The 16,149-nt window shown below is 43.4% G+C and carries 14 protein-coding genes; 2 read left to right on the top strand and 12 right to left on the bottom strand.

The genetic code is table 11. From position 1 onward, the window contains the following. Positions 1-53: 53 nt before the first annotated feature. On the bottom strand, positions 54-398 hold the full coding sequence (locus OCU56_RS02240) for a DUF2799 domain-containing protein (RefSeq protein WP_261873961.1): 345 nt from the start codon (positions 396-398) through the stop codon (positions 54-56). A 217-nt stretch (positions 399-615) separates the two neighbouring features. Between OCU56_RS02240 and OCU56_RS02235 the strand changes: the two genes are divergently transcribed. Beyond that, positions 616-2,067, top strand: coding sequence for a carbon starvation CstA family protein (locus OCU56_RS02235; protein ID WP_261873960.1), 1,452 nt, complete (start codon positions 616-618; stop codon positions 2,065-2,067). An 81-nt stretch (positions 2,068-2,148) separates the two neighbouring features. On the opposite strand, the gene ispH is transcribed toward OCU56_RS02235, so the two are convergent. From ispH to OCU56_RS02195, 8 genes are all read right to left on the bottom strand, one after another. Beyond that, entirely contained in the window at positions 2,149-3,093 is a 945-nt protein-coding gene (gene ispH / locus OCU56_RS02230; protein WP_261873959.1) for a 4-hydroxy-3-methylbut-2-enyl diphosphate reductase, read from the bottom strand. 209 nt (positions 3,094-3,302) lie between these two features. Then, positions 3,303-3,737: an FKBP-type peptidyl-prolyl cis-trans isomerase gene (fkpB, locus tag OCU56_RS02225; protein WP_261873958.1), complete on the bottom strand. Its 435-nt coding sequence runs from the start codon at positions 3,735-3,737 to the stop codon at positions 3,303-3,305. Between the two features lie 88 nt (positions 3,738-3,825). Beyond that, on the bottom strand, positions 3,826-4,773 hold the full coding sequence (gene secF / locus OCU56_RS02220; RefSeq protein ID WP_261873957.1) for a protein translocase subunit SecF: 948 nt from the start codon (positions 4,771-4,773) through the stop codon (positions 3,826-3,828). Positions 4,774-4,787: 14 nt separating this feature from the next. Beyond that, positions 4,788-6,641: a protein translocase subunit SecD gene (secD, locus tag OCU56_RS02215; RefSeq protein ID WP_261873956.1), complete on the bottom strand. Its 1,854-nt coding sequence runs from the start codon at positions 6,639-6,641 to the stop codon at positions 4,788-4,790. Positions 6,642-6,663: 22 nt separating this feature from the next. After that, entirely contained in the window at positions 6,664-6,999 is a 336-nt protein-coding gene (gene yajC, locus OCU56_RS02210) for a preprotein translocase subunit YajC (RefSeq protein WP_261873955.1), read from the bottom strand. Positions 7,000-7,140: 141 nt separating this feature from the next. Next, the gene (gene tgt / locus OCU56_RS02205; RefSeq protein ID WP_261873954.1) at positions 7,141-8,274 is read right to left on the bottom strand and encodes a tRNA guanosine(34) transglycosylase Tgt; all 1,134 of its coding nucleotides are present in this window, start codon (positions 8,272-8,274) and stop codon (positions 7,141-7,143) included. A 198-nt stretch (positions 8,275-8,472) separates the two neighbouring features. Next, the gene (gene queA / locus OCU56_RS02200; RefSeq protein WP_261873953.1) at positions 8,473-9,525 is read right to left on the bottom strand and encodes a tRNA preQ1(34) S-adenosylmethionine ribosyltransferase-isomerase QueA; all 1,053 of its coding nucleotides are present in this window, start codon (positions 9,523-9,525) and stop codon (positions 8,473-8,475) included. Between the two features lie 137 nt (positions 9,526-9,662). Then, positions 9,663-10,865: a S1 family peptidase gene (locus OCU56_RS02195; RefSeq protein WP_261873952.1), complete on the bottom strand. Its 1,203-nt coding sequence runs from the start codon at positions 10,863-10,865 to the stop codon at positions 9,663-9,665. A gap of 288 nt (positions 10,866-11,153) precedes the next feature. On the opposite strand from OCU56_RS02195, the gene OCU56_RS02190 reads away from it, so the two are divergent. Then, complete coding sequence (locus tag OCU56_RS02190; protein WP_261873951.1) at positions 11,154-11,597, top strand: CBS domain-containing protein; 444 nt, start codon at positions 11,154-11,156, stop codon at positions 11,595-11,597. Between the two features lie 51 nt (positions 11,598-11,648). On the opposite strand, the gene lysS is transcribed toward OCU56_RS02190, so the two are convergent. The 3 genes from lysS to recJ all read right to left on the bottom strand — a co-directional run bounded on the left by lysS (position 11,649) and on the right by recJ (position 16,122). Further along, positions 11,649-13,154 carry a lysine--tRNA ligase gene (lysS, locus tag OCU56_RS02185; protein WP_261873950.1) on the bottom strand — a complete coding sequence of 502 codons (1,506 nt, stop codon included), beginning with the start codon at positions 13,152-13,154 and terminating at the stop codon, positions 11,649-11,651. Positions 13,155-13,166: 12 nt separating this feature from the next. Then, positions 13,167-14,265, bottom strand: a protein-coding gene (prfB, locus tag OCU56_RS02180) for a peptide chain release factor 2 (protein ID WP_261873949.1) whose coding sequence is annotated in 2 segments (ribosomal slippage) — positions 13,167-14,189 and positions 14,191-14,265 — 1,098 coding nt in all. Because the reading frame shifts where the segments join, the coding sequence is not laid out codon by codon here. Between the two features lie 117 nt (positions 14,266-14,382). Beyond that, positions 14,383-16,122: a single-stranded-DNA-specific exonuclease RecJ gene (gene recJ / locus OCU56_RS02175; protein WP_261873948.1), complete on the bottom strand. Its 1,740-nt coding sequence runs from the start codon at positions 16,120-16,122 to the stop codon at positions 14,383-14,385. Positions 16,123-16,149 lie beyond the last annotated feature (27 nt).

Genomic DNA, 16,149 nt, shown 5'->3' with positions numbered 1-16,149 from the left:
AAAAAAAGCCAGTCAGTTTATCCGCTGACTGGCTTTTTTATTAGACAATACGGTTAGTTTTGTTCATTCCAGCCCCGTTGCCATTCCATACGAAAACGCTGCCCTTCTTTGGTTCCTGAGCACACCCCTTCATAATACTGACCTGATAAGCCAATTTGATAAGCGAAATCTGGATTACAATATTCAGCTAACCCTTTTGAATATCCTAGTTCATAGTCAGCCATATTGACGGCACCCAATTCGGTTAAACGTGAATAAGAGCGTTGCGTCTTGCCTTTGATAGCATCGGCATAGCCAATGCCATTCCAGTCGCCATTGGCTACCATTGCTTCATCGTTATTTGCGCAAGCAAACAGCAGGGGAATCACTGTTAGTAAAAGTGCCTTAAATCCTTTCATTGAGACTCACTAATTAGATACATTTTTTTGAGATTAGCACAGCAAAAGCACATTACCTAAAAGTGTGTCGTTACCATTACCACTCACATAACTATTTAACCGCTTAACTCTCTATTTGACCGCTGACCTAAGAAGCGAGTGTCGCTGATTGTCCGTTTTTATACTATTTAGTCAGACATTTCCCTGAAATAAAATCGAAGAGAAAGAGAATACAATTATGATGTGGTTTCTGACCTGTGTAGCAGCACTGATTGCTGGTTACTTTATTTATGGCTCCATAGTAGAAAAAATTTTTGGCGTTAACGAAAAACGTCAAACACCGGCAATAACTAGACCAGACGGTGTTGACTATGTACCAATGAAAACCAAAAAAGTTTACTTAGTTCAATTACTCAACATTGCCGGTGTGGGTCCAATTTTTGGTCCTATTATGGGTGCTCTATACGGCCCTGCGGCTATGTTATGGATTGTTCTTGGCTGTATTTTTGCCGGTGCCGTACATGACTACTTCTCAGGTATGCTTTCTGTGCGCAATGACGGTGCATCAGTGCCAACGTTGACCGGACGTTACCTCGGCAATGGCGCAAAACACTTTATGAACATTTTTGCCATTGTTTTGCTGCTTCTTGTTGGTGTGGTATTTGTTTCAGCCCCAGCAGGCATGATTACTAACTTAGTTAATAACCAAACAGATATGACAGTCTCTATGGGAGCCATGGTCTCTGTTATCTTCATTTACTACATTATTGCAACTATAGTGCCTGTAGATAAAATTATTGGCCGTTTCTACCCACTGTTTGGCGCACTATTAATTTTCATGTCCGTTGGCTTAATTACTGCTGTCGCTCTTTCTAGTGATTACACCGTAATGGGTAATTTCCAAGTAAGCGATATGCTCACTAATATGAACCCTCATGATCTTCCTCTATGGCCTGCGCTATTCATCACTATCGCTTGTGGTGCTATCTCTGGCTTCCACGCAACTCAATCACCATTGATGGCGCGTTGTATTGAAAATGAGAAAAATGGACGCTTTGTCTTCTTTGGTGCCATGATAGGCGAAGGTATCATTGCTCTTATCTGGTGTGCGCTAGCACTATCATACTTTGGTTCTGTTGATTCATTGGCTGATGTTGTGGCAAGTGGCGGTCCTGGTAAAGTGGTTTATGACTCATCGTTTGGCTTACTTGGTGTCTTCGGTGGTATTATCGCTTTCCTAGGGGTAGTTATTCTTCCAATCACCTCTGGTGACACAGCGTTCCGTTCAAGCCGTTTGATTCTTGCTGAGTACTTTAACCTTGAACAACGCTCAATGCGCAACCGCCTATTGATGGCTGTGCCTCTATTTATTATCGGTGGTATCTTAACTCAAGTTGACTTTGGTGTTATTTGGCGTTACTTCGGTTTTGCTAACCAAACTACAGCTGTAATGATGCTTTGGACCGCTTCTGCTTACTTGTTGCGTTACAATAAATTCCATTGGATCACGACTATTCCTGCTATGTTCATGACGGCAGTATGTGTGACTTTCATCTTAAACAACGCCACTCTTGGGTTTGGTCTCTCTATGCAGCCATCTACTATTATTGGTGTGATTGTGAGCTTAGCTGTTACTGCTCTCGTGATTAAGATTTCAAAAGGGAAAGGTGAAAAAGACCTTCTCGATTAAAAGAAAACTCATCAACAATGAGACATAAAAAAATGGGCTTCCAGTGGAAGCCCATTTTTATACCAATCACAAATAATAGCGCTAAATATTTTTAATTTGCAGCTCTCTAGGAACTTCAAAAAACATATTCTCTTCTCTACCTGTCGCTTCGATCACGTCCTGACAGCCCGATAATATTTTAACTCGCTGTAAAATTGCATTCACTAGCTCTTCAGGGGCAGAAGCGCCCGCAGTCATACCTATCTTACTTTTCCCCTTAAACCATTGTGCATTGAGGTCTTCAGGGCAATCGGTTAAATAAGCAGGAGTCCCTAGCTTTTCAGCCAGCTCTTTTAGTCGTGTGGAGTTAGATGAGTTTTTAGAACCAACCACTATCATAACGTCCACTTCATTGGCCATGGTTCGCACCGCATCTTGGCGATTTTGTGTGGCGTAGCAAATATCATCTTTTCTCGGTCCCTGAATGTCAGGAAACACCTGACGCAACCGTTCAATCACATCAGATGCTTCGTCTACCGATAGCGTGGTTTGGCTTACATAGTGCAAGTTAGAAGGATTGGTCACCTGTAGGGAGTCCACATCCTCTGCTTTCTCCACTAGGTACATACCACCTTGCTCACTAGCGTACTGACCCATAGTGCCTTCCACTTCTGGGTGACCGGCATGACCGATTAATACCACTTCATTATGTTTACGACTGGCACGAGCCACTTCCATATGCACTTTGGTCACCAGAGGACACGTTGCATCAAACACGGTTAATTCACGCAGTTTCGCTTCTTTTCTTACCGCTTGTGACACACCGTGTGCAGAAAAAATCACAATGTTGTTATCTGGAACTTCACTGAGTTCTTCGACAAAGATAGCTCCGCGAGCTTTTAACCCCTCTACTACAAAGCGGTTATGTACTACTTCATGTCGCACATAAATAGGTGGTTGATACATTTCAAGCGCTCGTTCGACGATGCTGATAGCACGGTCAACACCGGCACAAAAACCACGGGGGTTAGCTAATAGAATTTCCATTTTTTATCTTTCATTAGTGAAGGCCTTGTTGCTCAGGTAATGAGCAACCTCAAGTCCCGTTCATTGTACCGATATTAGCCTACTAAGCTCAAGGCAGTAATATCCACAAAAACGTTAAGGGTACTACTGCCTATAGGCTAGAAAGCAAATTTATACTTATTACAGTGACTTGCTATATTGCTATTAAAAATTGCAGAGGATGATAAGGGTTAGTGATCAATAGCGATAATTTCTACATCAAAGGTCACATCACGTCCCGCTAATGGGTGATTAAAATCAACGGTAACAGAGTCGCCTGCAATTTCAGTAATAATACCGGGGATCTCTATACCATCAGGCCCATTAAATGCCATTATAGTCCCCACTTCCACTTGGGTATCACCGACAAATTTAGCGCGATCCATATGATGAATGTTATCAGGATTAGATAACCCAAACGCATCGACTGCTGGCAAGTTAACGCTGTGCTTATCCCCCGCTTGCAAGCCCAGTAAACACGACTCAAAGTTATCACTTAAGCTACCATCACCAATGACTAATTTGGCGGGCTTACCCATCTGATAAGTACTGTCTGCTATAGAACCATCTTGTAACTTAATGGCAAAGTGCATCGTCACCGCACTGTTTTGTTTAATTACTGACATCTTGCTTCCTTACCTACTTTGCGCCCAAAATAAAAGCGGCCAACATAATGTTGACCGCTTAAAAGACTACTAGAAATAAGACAAAGGCTTAAGGCATTTTGTCAAATTCTGCGCCTTCCTTCTCAACTTGAGGTGGCATTAAGTGTTCACGAGAAACACCCAATTTCAGAGCTAAGTTCGAAGCAACATAAATAGATGAGTATGTACCAACGGTAATACCTAACAACAATGCTGTTGCGAAGCCATGAATATTCGCACCCCCCTTAGTGAACAACGCGATAACCACAAATAAAGTGGTACCGGATGTAATCAAGGTACGGCTCAAGGTTTGAGTGATCGCGCCATTGATAATCTCAACGGAATCGCCCTTACGCATCTTACGGAAGTTCTCACGAATACGGTCAAATACAACGATAGTATCGTTGAGTGAATAACCGACAACCGTTAGCAGCGCCGCGACGATAGTAAGATCCACTTCTATCTGCATGATAGAGAAGATACCAATGGTGATGATAACATCGTGCGCCAGTGCTAATACCGCACCGGCTGCAAGACGCCATTCAAAACGCATTGACACGTAAAGCAAGATACAGATTAATGACACGATGATCGCAAGACCACCAGCCTCTGCCAGTTCATCACCCACATTCGGACCAACAAACTCAACACGACGCATCTCTACTGACTCGCCAGTGCCTTCTTGCAAAGCTTGGATGATTTTCGCACCCAGTTTTTCGCCTTGTAGATCATCATGGGGACGTAAACGCACCATTACATCTCGCGCCGAACCAAAGTTCTGCACGGTAGCATCACCAAAGCCTTTCGCATCCAAAGCTGAACGAATTTCTTCTAAATTGGCAGGGTGTTCAAACCCTACCTCAATTAAAGTACCGCCAGTGAAGTCAAGGCCCCAGTTCAACCAGTTAGTTGAAATGGTGTAGATTGAAGCTGCAATCATGAGTAACGAGAAAACGACGGCGCCTTTTGACCAGCGCATAAAGTCGAGCGTTTTGCCAGCTTTCATTATTTGAAACATGGAAATACCTTCAATTAGATCGACAGTTTAGTGACGCGCTTGCCGCCATATAGCAAGTTAACAACACAACGAGTACCGACAATAGCAGTAAACATGGAAGTCAAAATACCGATAGACAGTGTTACGGCAAAGCCTTTAATCGCACCAGTACCAACAGCAAATAAGATAATCGCTGTAAGTAGTGTCGTAATGTTGGCATCGGCAATGGTACTAAACGCATTGGCATAACCTTGGTGAATCGCCTGTTGTGGGTTTCGTCCCTCAAGAAGCTCTTCACGTATACGCTCAAATATAAGTACGTTAGCATCCACCGCCATACCGACCGTCAATACAATACCAGCGATCCCCGGTAGCGTCATTGTCGCCCCTGGAATCATGGACATAACACCGATGATCAATACAAGGTTTGCCATCAACGCCATATTAGCGATGAAGCCAAACTTACGGTAATAAAGAAGCGTAAATAGCATTACCGCAACTAAGCCCCAAGCACACGCTTGAATACCCATATCGATATTCTGTTGTCCCATTGATGGACCAATCGTACGCTCTTCTACAATCGAAATTGGCGCAATCAAAGCACCTGCACGCAATAGCAAGGCTAAGTTGTGCGCTTCTGCTGCTGAGTCGATACCCGTAATACGGAAACTACGGCCAAGAGCTGATTGTATGGTTGCTTGGTTAATGACTTCTTCGTGCTTATCAAGAATGACTTTGCCTTCAGGAGTGCGTTTACCGCTGTCTTTGTATTCAGCAAATACCGTTGCCATCAACTTGCCAATATTTTGACGAGAGAAAGCAGCCATTTTGCTACCACCTTCGCTATCTAGCGAGATGTTTACTTGAGGACGGCCATATTCATCAGCACTTGAGCTTGCGTCTGTGATGCTTGAACCACCAAGAATAACGCGTTTTTTCAATACCGCAGGACGACCATCACGATCATGCTTAACTTCACTGCCAGCAGGTACACGACCATTTGCAGCAGCGGCTAAGTCAGCCTGCATATCAACTTCACGGAATTCTAGCGTTGCTGTTGCACCCAAGATTTCTTTAGCGCGTGCGGTATCTTGCACACCCGGTAATTCAACAACGATACGGCTAGTGCCCTGACGTTGAACTAACGGCTCTGCAACACCCAATTCGTTCACACGGTTACGCAAAATAGTAATATTTTGCTCTACCGCATAGTTGCGAATTTCAGTAAGACGAGCTTCAGTAAATGTAGCGGTTATTACAAAACGACCATTACTATCTGAATCAACAAATAGCATGTCATGGTGCTTAGATTTTAACGTTGCTTCAGCTTGAGCTAACTGCTCAGCATTACGCAAAGTAACCTCAACGGAGTCTTTCGTGGCATGAATAGCGCGATAGCGAATTTTTTGCTCGCGTAACTCGCTACGGAAGGCTTCTTCCTGTTGCGAAATCAGCTTATTCATAGCCGCGTCCATATCCACTTCCATTAAGAAGTGAACACCACCTCGTAGGTCGAGACCTAGCTTCATAGGTGCCGCACCAATACTTTCTAACCAATTTGGCGTTGAAGGTGCAAGGTTAAGGGCCACAATAACATCTGAGCCTAGGGCTTCACTTATAATATCGCGTGCACTAATTTGAGTGTCAGTGTCACTAAAACGAACTAAGATTGAGCCATTTTCTAATGCAATAGACTTATGGGAAAGGCTCTCTTCATCAAGAGCTTTGGTGATAGTATCCATCGTCGCCATATCTACAGAGGCACCACGTGCCCCTGTCACTTGAATGGCTGGATCTTCACCGTAAAGATTCGGAAGGGCATACAGTGCCGCAACTAAAATGGCCAATATGACCATTAAGTACTTCCATAACGGATAACGGTTTAACACAGCGAGGATCCTCTAGCTGTTCTTAAAGAGACTTCAGTGTACCCTTTGGTAGCACTGCAGTTACGAAGTCTTTCTTGATCACAACTACGTTGTTTGGGTTTAGTTCAATAGCAATAAAATCATTTTCTTCAGATACAGAAGAAATTTTACCTACTAGGCCACCACTGGTAAGCACTTCATCACCTTTGCTCATAGAAGCCATTAGGTTTTTGTGCTCTTTAGAGCGTTTAGCTTGTGGACGGTAAATCATGAAGTAGAAAATTACAGCAAACATACCAAGCATGATGATCATTTCAAAACCACCTCCTTGTGCTGCGCCTTCTGTTGCTGCGTGAGCTTCAGAAATAAATAAACTCATTAAAATCCCCTTTTTTTAAAATAATCGTTAATTTAAGTTATAAATTTAAATGTGGCCTTATCGCCCCTTTTTCAAGGGCAAACGACAAAGCCAGCGAGGTGAACATACAATTTGATTGCTTGAATCACCTTTTAACTCTTTTTATGCTTCAGCTTTTAACATCGGCGGCACGTCTCTATCGCGACGTGCATAAAACTCTTCTACAAAAGCTTCAAATCGGTCTTCGTCAATAGCGCTACGGATACTCTCCATTAAGCGCTGATAGTAACGAAGGTTATGAATGGTATTTAGGCGAGAGCCCAAGATCTCATTACAACGATCTAGATGATGCAAATACGATTTAGAATAGTTGCGGCAAGTGTAACAGTCACACTCAGGATCTAGAGGGGTTGTATCTGTTTTATGTTTCGCGTTTCGGATCTTGATCACACCTCCAGTCACAAATAAGTGACCATTACGTGCGTTTCGAGTAGGCATAACACAATCAAACATATCAATACCACGACGAACACCTTCGACAAGATCTTCAGGTTTACCCACGCCCATCAAGTAGCGAGGCTTATCTTGTGGCAGCTGCGGACAAGTGTGCTCTAAAATGCGATGCATATCTTCTTTAGGTTCACCAACGGCAAGACCGCCAACGGCATAACCATCAAAACCAATTTTTGTTAGGCCTTCTACAGACACGTCACGAAGGTCTTCGTAAACACCACCCTGCACAATACCAAATAAAGAATTAGGATTTTCCAGCTTATTGAAATGATCTCGAGAACGTTGCGCCCAACGCAAAGACATTTCCATAGATTTTTGGGCTTCATCGTGTGTCGCTGGATATGGAGTACATTCGTCAAAAATCATCACGATATCAGAACCGAGGTCCTTTTGAATTTCCATAGACTTTTCTGCATCCATGAAAATCTTATCGCCATTAACTGGGTTACGGAAATGAACACCCTGTTCGGTAATCTTACGTAGATCCCCTAAGCTAAAGACTTGAAAACCGCCTGAATCCGTTAAGATAGGACCTTGCCAGTTCATGAAGTCATGCAAATCACCATGCAATTTCATCACTTCTTGACCGGGTCTTAACCACAAATGAAAAGTATTACCGAGTAGGATTTCTGCCCCTGTCTCTTTCACTTCTTCAGGTGTCATGCCTTTAACCGTACCGTAAGTACCTACAGGCATAAATGCGGGAGTTTGAACGGAACCACGCTCAAACTGTAATTGACCACGGCGAGCTGTCCCGTCCGTTTTCTTTAGTTCAAATTTCACGAATTACTCCAATACGCCAGAGAAACAATCTGACGGTTAGTTTAGGACAATGTCTTTATTTTAGAATTGCCCCAAAAAAGAATGTCATTCCAATTACCGTAATGGGACTTTCCCCACCGCGTACAACTGACATTCACGAATGAATTGTATCTAACCCTTCTCATCAAACGAGAATGGTATCTAACTTTTCTTTTTTACTTATAAACCTTTACGAGTGACAAACATGGCATCACCATAACTAAAGAAACGATACTTATTGGTAACAGCATGTTGATAAGCGTGCATAACATGGTCATAACCGGCAAAAGCACTCACCAACATGATTAATGTCGATTCAGGTAAATGAAAGTTTGTTAGCAAACAGTCGATAAGTTGAAACTCATAACCTGGGTAGATGAAAATATCGGTGTCGCCAAAGAAAGGTTGTAATGAGGTACCTTTTTGTTTTGCGTCTTGCGCGGCACTCTCTAAAGAGCGTACAGAGGTGGTACCGACAGCAATAACACGACCGCCGTTGGCTTTCGTTTCATTGATCGCATCCACAACCTCTTGGGTCACCTCAACATATTCCGCATGCATGTGATGCTCTAAAATATTGTCAACGCGCACCGGTTGGAAAGTACCCGCCCCAACATGCAAAGTAACAAAGGCTAGCTTCGCCCCTTTCCCTTTAATTTTTTCTAGAATTTCATCATCAAAATGAAGGCCCGCTGTAGGCGCTGCCACGGCACCCGGTTTTTCATTATAAACGGTTTGATAACGCTCCTGATCAGAATCATCATCAGGGCGGTCGATATAAGGAGGTAAAGGCATATGCCCTACTTCTTCTAATATTTGCAACACCGCTTTATCGCAAGTAAAGCGAATTTCAAACAAAGCATCATGTCTTGCCACCATTTCAGCCGCATATTGATCGTTATCTCCAAGAAATAACTCAGTACCAGGCTTAGGGGACTTAGAAGCGCGAACATGAGCTAAAATAGTGTGCTCATCCACCATTCTCTCCACTAAGACTTCAATCTTACCGCCACTGGCTTTACGACCATAAACTCGGGCTGGAATGACTCGAGTATTATTAAATACTAGCAAATCGCCTTCATTCACCAACTCCAAGACATCAGTGAAGTTTTTATCTTGAACATCACCACTATTACCCGTTAGTTGCAGCAGTCGGCTAGAAGTGCGTTCTGGCATGGGATAACGAGCGATCAACTCATCAGGTAGGTCAAAGTGAAAATCTGAAACTTGCATGGCGATTAACGATCCTAGGCTAAATATAGTGCAGGGCGCTAGTATAGATTGCCACCAGACAAGATCAAGGGGATATAAAGAAGTTCCCCAAGTAACGCCCTGCTAACGGTATTCAGCAGAGCGAGGAGTCTCATTATCTACGCGGCTCTATGACGTCTAAATGCCATTAAACCTAAACCAAGCAACCATAATAAATGTAAGCCACCACCCGAGTCTGAATCTCCACAATCAACAAACACCGTTTCATCCTCATTACAAGCGCCAACCTCAACCTCAGTATCACTGGCATCTTCTGTTGCATCTTGAGCTTGTTGGATAAAACTTGGAGCCATAACGGTAGCATTAGGATCGCTTTCACTATCTACCATAGCCACAATCCAGTCGTAAAAATAGGACACTTTGCTATGGAAACTAGGGATAGTCACAGAACCACAAACAGGCAATACAAGAGGCGTACCACTGATAATACCAATTTGATAATCAACACCATTGAAAGTAGAGATTAGACCGCCACCAGAGTCACCGATACATGCTGAATTACCATAGACTTGTCCATCATCTTGCCCCGTCTCGGGATTAAAAAAGGTCTCTAGCTTGGTTGGGCTGCTACATATCTTCGTCTCATCAATTGCTGATGAAATAAAATCTGGGACACTCTTCCCTCCCTCTAAACGGGTAAAGCACTCATCAATAGGGTAAAAAGCTTGAGATGTGGTCTGCTGTTGTAACTCTACCGTGTTGCCCCAAGGGTCTAGGACATCAGTACTTCCCCAGCCAAATATTTGAATGTTTTCAGGTTTAGCTGCATTGCTACTTGGCCATTGTGAGATTAGCTCAAGCTCTAATTCCTGCATCACATCAGGACTAACTAACGCAACAGGTTCTATACCGGTTAGCGGATACTTTAATTTTAATAAAGCAACATCATGAGTAAGCTCAGTACTCATCACTTCAACACCGTCGTCTTGCACCTCCACATGCCCCAATCGACGATAATCTTCATGCACCACTACATGTGATACATCAACAAAGTTGCTAATATCTTCATTGATATCATCACGTAAATGAGCGGCATTGTATGTGATCGTTAATTCCCCAGGACGCGCCACATAATAGTCTTTTTCACTTAACTCATCTTCACCAGGAAACACCACACAGTGTGCGGCGGTTAAAACCCATTGATCACGGATCAAGGTACCGCTACATAAAGGAAACTCCGCCATATGACTAGAACGAATACTCACTCTATATTCTGCGTCAAATGCATCCTCACCTAGGGTGATCCCTTGCGCACTAACTGCTGCCAGTAAGCCAACTATACATAATATCCATCTTTTCATTATAAAATCCGTTTATAAATGTTGAAATGATCTGACGTTCATCGTCATAAGCCACTTATAAAAATGGGTCAACATCCTGAAAATGAACAGAAACAAAAGAAGAACAACACAGAGACATGATCAATATCACGCAATCATGCAAACACATGTACTCACAAAACAGACGCGGTTCCCACTAATAAAAGTACATAAATCAGGCCATTTTTAGGGGTACATCAAAGTAAAAAACTCAACTCATTACTATAGTTAAATGAGATGGAATAGTTCGGAACTATCTAGGAGATTATTATGATGAAAATAGTCGAGCTGATGACTCGCAATCCCTACACCTTGTTGCGTTCCAACACCCTTGCTGATGCAAAAAAGCTAATGGCAGAGCACGATGTTAGACACGTCCCTGTGGTTGATGTAGACGATGAATTACTAGGCTTGGTAACCCAAAGAGATATTTTGGCAGCTCAAGACTCTAGCCTGCAAGTTAACCCAGATAGCGGAGCCTACACGCTTACTACCCCACTCAATCAAGCCATGCGCAAAAATGTCATCACGGTTAGCCCTCATGCGGGACTCAGAGAAAGCGCCATGATGATGCAAAAGCGGAAAGTAGGCTGTTTACCTGTAGTGCAAAACGGCAAACTGGTGGGCATTATTACCGATAGTGATTTTGTCGCTATCGCTATTAACCTGCTTGAATTGCAAGAAGAAGTTGAACCCATAGAAGTGGGCTCATAAAAAAAGCCACATCAGTAATGATGTGGCTCAATCATTTAGCGGTAATGGCTATTACTGCTGAGGACGCATCGCTGGGAATAGGATGACGTCGCGAATGGTGTGCGTGTTAGTAAACAACATCGCTAGGCGATCAATACCAATGCCTTGACCTGCTGTTGGTGGTAAGCCGTGCTCTAGAGCAGTAATGTAGTCTGCATCGTAGTACATTGCTTCATCATCACCCGCATCTTTTGCATCCACTTGCGCTTTAAAGCGTGCATCTTGATCTTCTGCATCATTAAGCTCAGAGAAACCGTTAGCCACTTCACGGCCACCGATGAAGAACTCAAAACGGTCAGTGAAGAATGGATTGCTGTCGCTACGACGAGCCAATGGAGAAATATCTGCTGGGTAGCCAGTGATGAAGGTTGGTTGAATCAACTGAGGCTCAGCGGTTTCACCAAAAATCTCTTCAAGAAGCTGACCACAAGTCCAGAAGCTTTCTACATCAACATGCACAGATTTTGCAATAGCAACCATCTTGTCACGATCTTGAATGTCTTCTTCTGTCATTGCTTGAATTTCAGCGTGATCAGGGTTGTACTGCTTGATCGCATCAAACATGCTCATGCGCGCGTAAGTACCACCAAATTCAACTATTTCATCACCGTAAGGCATAGAAGTAGAACCCAATACATTCACCGCTACAGTGCTCAGCATCTCTTCGGTTAGATCCATAAGATCTTTGTAGTCAGAGTAAGCTTGGTAGAATTCCATCATAGTGAATTCAGGGTTGTGACGAGGTGATAAACCTTCGTTACGGAAGTTACGGTTAATTTCAAATACGCGATCAAAACCACCCACAACCAAACGCTTAAGGTACAACTCAGGAGCCACACGCAAGTACATGTCGATATCCAGAGCATTATGGTGCGTAATGAAAGGACGCGCAGTTGCGCCACCTGGAATCACATGCATCATTGGTGTTTCAACTTCTAAGTAACCTTTTCCACTCATAAAGTTACGGATAGCCGCAACCAGTTTAGAGCGAATAATAAATGCGGCACGTGAATCTTCGTTTACAATCAAATCAACGTAACGCTGACGGTAACGCATTTCTTGGTCAGTTAAACCGTGGAACTTCTCTGGCAATGGACGTAGTGCTTTAGTCAGCAATTCGTACTCTTCCATATTCACGTAAAGATCCCCTTTACCTGATTTATGTAAAGCACCTTTAATACCAACGATATCACCGATATCTAAACCTTGGTATTTCGCTTTAAGCGCCTTTTGCACATCTTTAGCGGCATAACCTTGAATGCGACCCGACGTTTCTTGGATGACCAAGAAAGGACCACGTTTTGCCATCACACGTCCAGCAATCGCCACTACATGGTTTAGCTCTTCTAACTCTTCTTTTGATTTTTCACCAAACTGAGCTTGAAGATCACCCGCAAGGCTGTCACGACGAAAGTCGTTAGGGTGACCGTTTGCCTTACACTCCTTGCGGATTGAATCCAATTTCGCACGGCGCTCTGCAATCAGTTTGTTTTCATCAATTTGAACTTGCTCAGTCATATTACACCCTTATTACAGCCCTGATTTCAGGCTAGCTTCAATAAATTTGTCTAAATCGCCGTCCAAAACGGCTTGTGTATTTCGGTTTTCGATACCGGTACGAAGATCCTTAATACGAGAATCATCCAATACGTAAGAGCGGATTTGACTGCCCCAACCGATATCTGATTTTGCATCTTCGTTTGCTTGCTTCTCAGCATTTTGCTTTTGCAATTCAAACTCAAACAACTTAGCGCGAAGCTGTTTCATTGCTTGGTCTTTGTTCTTATGCTGGGAGCGGTCATTTTGACATTGCACCACAATGTTCGTTGGTACGTGAGTAATACGAACCGCAGATTCAGTGGTGTTAACGTGCTGACCTCCCGCACCAGAAGCGCGGTAGACATCGATGCGAAGATCCGATGGATTAATATCGATCTTAATGTTGTCATCAATCTCAGGATAGATAAATGCAGACGCAAAAGAAGTATGGCGACGGCCACTGGAATCAAATGGGGATTTACGCACTAAACGATGAACACCGGTTTCTGTACGAAGCCAGCCATAAGCATATTCACCTGAAACACGTACTGTTGCGCCTTTAAGACCGGCAACATCACCATCAGACACTTCGATAACTTCAACTTTAAAGCCTTTTGATTCGGCCCAACGCAAGTACATGCGCAACAACATTGAAGTCCAATCTTGAGCTTCAGTACCACCAGAGCCCGATTGTAAATCAATATAGCAGTCTGAAGCGTCATGATCCCCTGAGAACATACGGCGGAATTCAAGCTTGGCGAGTTTCGCTTCAAGCTCAGCCAGTTCAGGTTCAATTTCATCAAAGGTTTCTTGATCTTCTTCTTCAACCGCTAACTCTAGCAAGCCCTCTACGTCTTCAACACCTTGATCCAATAAATCAATGGTTTCAACCACGGCTTCTAGTGACGCACGTTCTTTACCAAGCGCTTGAGCACGCTCTGGTTCATTCCATACATCCGGTTGTTCAAGTTCTGCATTTACTTCTTCTAGACGCTCTTTCTTTGCGTCGTAGTCAAAGGTACCCCCTCAGGACATGGGTGCGTTCAGACACGTCCTGCAGGCGGTTTTTGATCGGATTGATTTCAAACATCTTAGGCCAATATTTTGAATAGAAAATAACCGCGAAATTTTACTCAAAAATGTGACCAAGATACAGAAATATTTTGACTATAATGGATTTTAAAAAACATTGAGATCCGCTTGTAGCTTAAGCGCCCTCAATATATTCCACCATTAACTGTAAAGATTGGTTACCACGAAACTCATTGATATCAAGACGATAAGCTAATCGAACCTTAGTAGTGGCAGGATCTGGCCAACGTCTAAGATCCACATTAAAGGCAATCGCATCAATCATAATATTAGTGCCATGGGATTTATATAAAGGTTCAACCATCAGTTTGAGATGCTTTTCTCCTACTAGCTTTTGATGCAGCACTTTAAATTCACCATCAAAAATCGGTTCTGGAAAAGCTTGACCCCAAGGTCCACCATTACGAATATCAATGGCGGTGTGCATAGTAAATTCTTCAGGTGTTAACTCTCCATCAGACAGCACTATGCCTTTTAAGGCATCTTCATCCACTTGGTCACGAACCGCTTGATCAAACAACTCACTAAAACGGCTAAAATCCTGCTCTTTAATGGTTAAACCTGCCGCCATAGCATGCCCACCAAACTTTAAAATCAGCCCGGGGTTTTGCACATCAATTTGATCTAGGGCATCTCGCATATGCATGCCTTTGATAGAGCGACAAGAGCCTTTGATTAAGCCTTCTCCCCCATCAGCAAAAGCAATCACAGGACGATGAAACTGATCCTTAATACGTGAGGCTAAAATACCGATAACCCCTTGATGCCAATCATGCTGGAATAAAGTAATTCCGTAGGGCATCTCCTTGTCCGCACTAAATTGAATTCGCTCGCAAAAGGCCATCGCCTCTACCTTCATTCCCTCTTCGATTTCACGACGAGTAATGTTTAACGCATCCAACTCTGTGGCCATACGTCTCGCCGCATGGATGTTATTGCTCATCAGTAATTCAACACCAAACGACATATCATCTAAACGGCCCGCGGCGTTAATTCTAGGGCCTAAAGCAAAGCCAAAATCCGAGGCCACGAGTCGGCTTGACTCTCTCTTTGAGACTTCAATCAAGGCCTGTATTCCAGGGCGACCGTGACCGGCACGAATACGTTGCAGTCCTTGATGGACCAATATTCGGTTATTTTCATCTAATGGCACAACATCCGCGACCGTCCCCAGAGCCACTAAATCAAGTAACTCTGACAGGTTTGGCTCAGCAATACCTATCTGATTAAACCCATTATTGGTGCGCATAAGTGCCCGCAAGGCAATCATCAGATAAAAGGCAACACCAACCCCGGCAAGGGCTTTGGATGGAAAGCCACATTCATTTAAATTGGGGTTCACCATTGCATCCGCATTGGGCAATGTGTGTCCCGGCAAGTGGTGATCGGTCACCAGTACTTGAATGTTATTTTCTTTAGCGAAACGAACCCCATCTAAAGATGAGATGCCATTATCAACCGTCATAATCAAATCAACGCCCATTGCTATCGCTTGCTGTACAACTTCAGGACTTAATCCGTAGCCATCATCAAAACGATTGGGAACGAGATAGTCCACATTGCGAGAACCTAGCATGCGCAAGGCTAACACTGATAATGCGCAAGACGTCGCACCATCGGCATCAAAATCGCCGACCACAATAATTCTTTTATTGTTCTGTATTGCAGAAAAAAGAAGTTGAGCGGCGGCCTCAATACCGAATAACTTTTGTGGCGCGAGCAAGCCTTTTGCCCCCCGATCCAGTTGCGTCATTGACTCAATACCACGAGAGGCATAAATACGTCTCATTAATGGTGATAACGAGGTAGGAAGATGCGCTATTTCAGCAGAAGGACGGCGTTTAATTTCGATCATGATTTATCAGTATGAGTTCGAGAAATA

Origin of the sequence: Vibrio rarus (assembly GCF_024347075.1) — a bacterium.
GTDB classification, from domain to species: Bacteria; Pseudomonadota; Gammaproteobacteria; order Enterobacterales; family Vibrionaceae; genus Vibrio; species Vibrio rarus.
Note: the sequence above shows the minus strand (reverse complement) of the source record. Positions and strands in the feature narration are given on the sequence as shown.

Bases quoted from the DNA above. Each gene is read 5' to 3' on its own strand.
- fkpB (WP_261873958.1), bottom strand. From the start codon at position 3,737: ATGTCAGTAATTAAACAAAACAGTGCGGTGACGATGCACTTTGCCATT.
- OCU56_RS02195 (WP_261873952.1), bottom strand. From the start codon at position 10,865: ATGAAAAGATGGATATTATGTATAGTTGGCTTACTGGCAGCAGTTAGT.
- queA (WP_261873953.1), bottom strand. From the start codon at position 9,525: ATGCAAGTTTCAGATTTTCACTTTGACCTACCTGATGAGTTGATCGCT.
- ispH (WP_261873959.1), bottom strand. From the start codon at position 3,093: ATGGAAATTCTATTAGCTAACCCCCGTGGTTTTTGTGCCGGTGTTGAC.
- yajC (WP_261873955.1), bottom strand. From the start codon at position 6,999: ATGAGTTTATTTATTTCTGAAGCTCACGCAGCAACAGAAGGCGCAGCA.
- OCU56_RS02235 (WP_261873960.1), top strand. From the start codon at position 616: ATGATGTGGTTTCTGACCTGTGTAGCAGCACTGATTGCTGGTTACTTT.
- OCU56_RS02240 (WP_261873961.1), bottom strand. From the start codon at position 398: ATGAAAGGATTTAAGGCACTTTTACTAACAGTGATTCCCCTGCTGTTT.
- OCU56_RS02190 (WP_261873951.1), top strand. From the start codon at position 11,154: ATGATGAAAATAGTCGAGCTGATGACTCGCAATCCCTACACCTTGTTG.
- recJ (WP_261873948.1), bottom strand. From the start codon at position 16,122: ATGATCGAAATTAAACGCCGTCCTTCTGCTGAAATAGCGCATCTTCCT.
- lysS (WP_261873950.1), bottom strand. From the start codon at position 13,154: ATGACTGAGCAAGTTCAAATTGATGAAAACAAACTGATTGCAGAGCGC.
- secF (WP_261873957.1), bottom strand. From the start codon at position 4,773: ATGTTTCAAATAATGAAAGCTGGCAAAACGCTCGACTTTATGCGCTGG.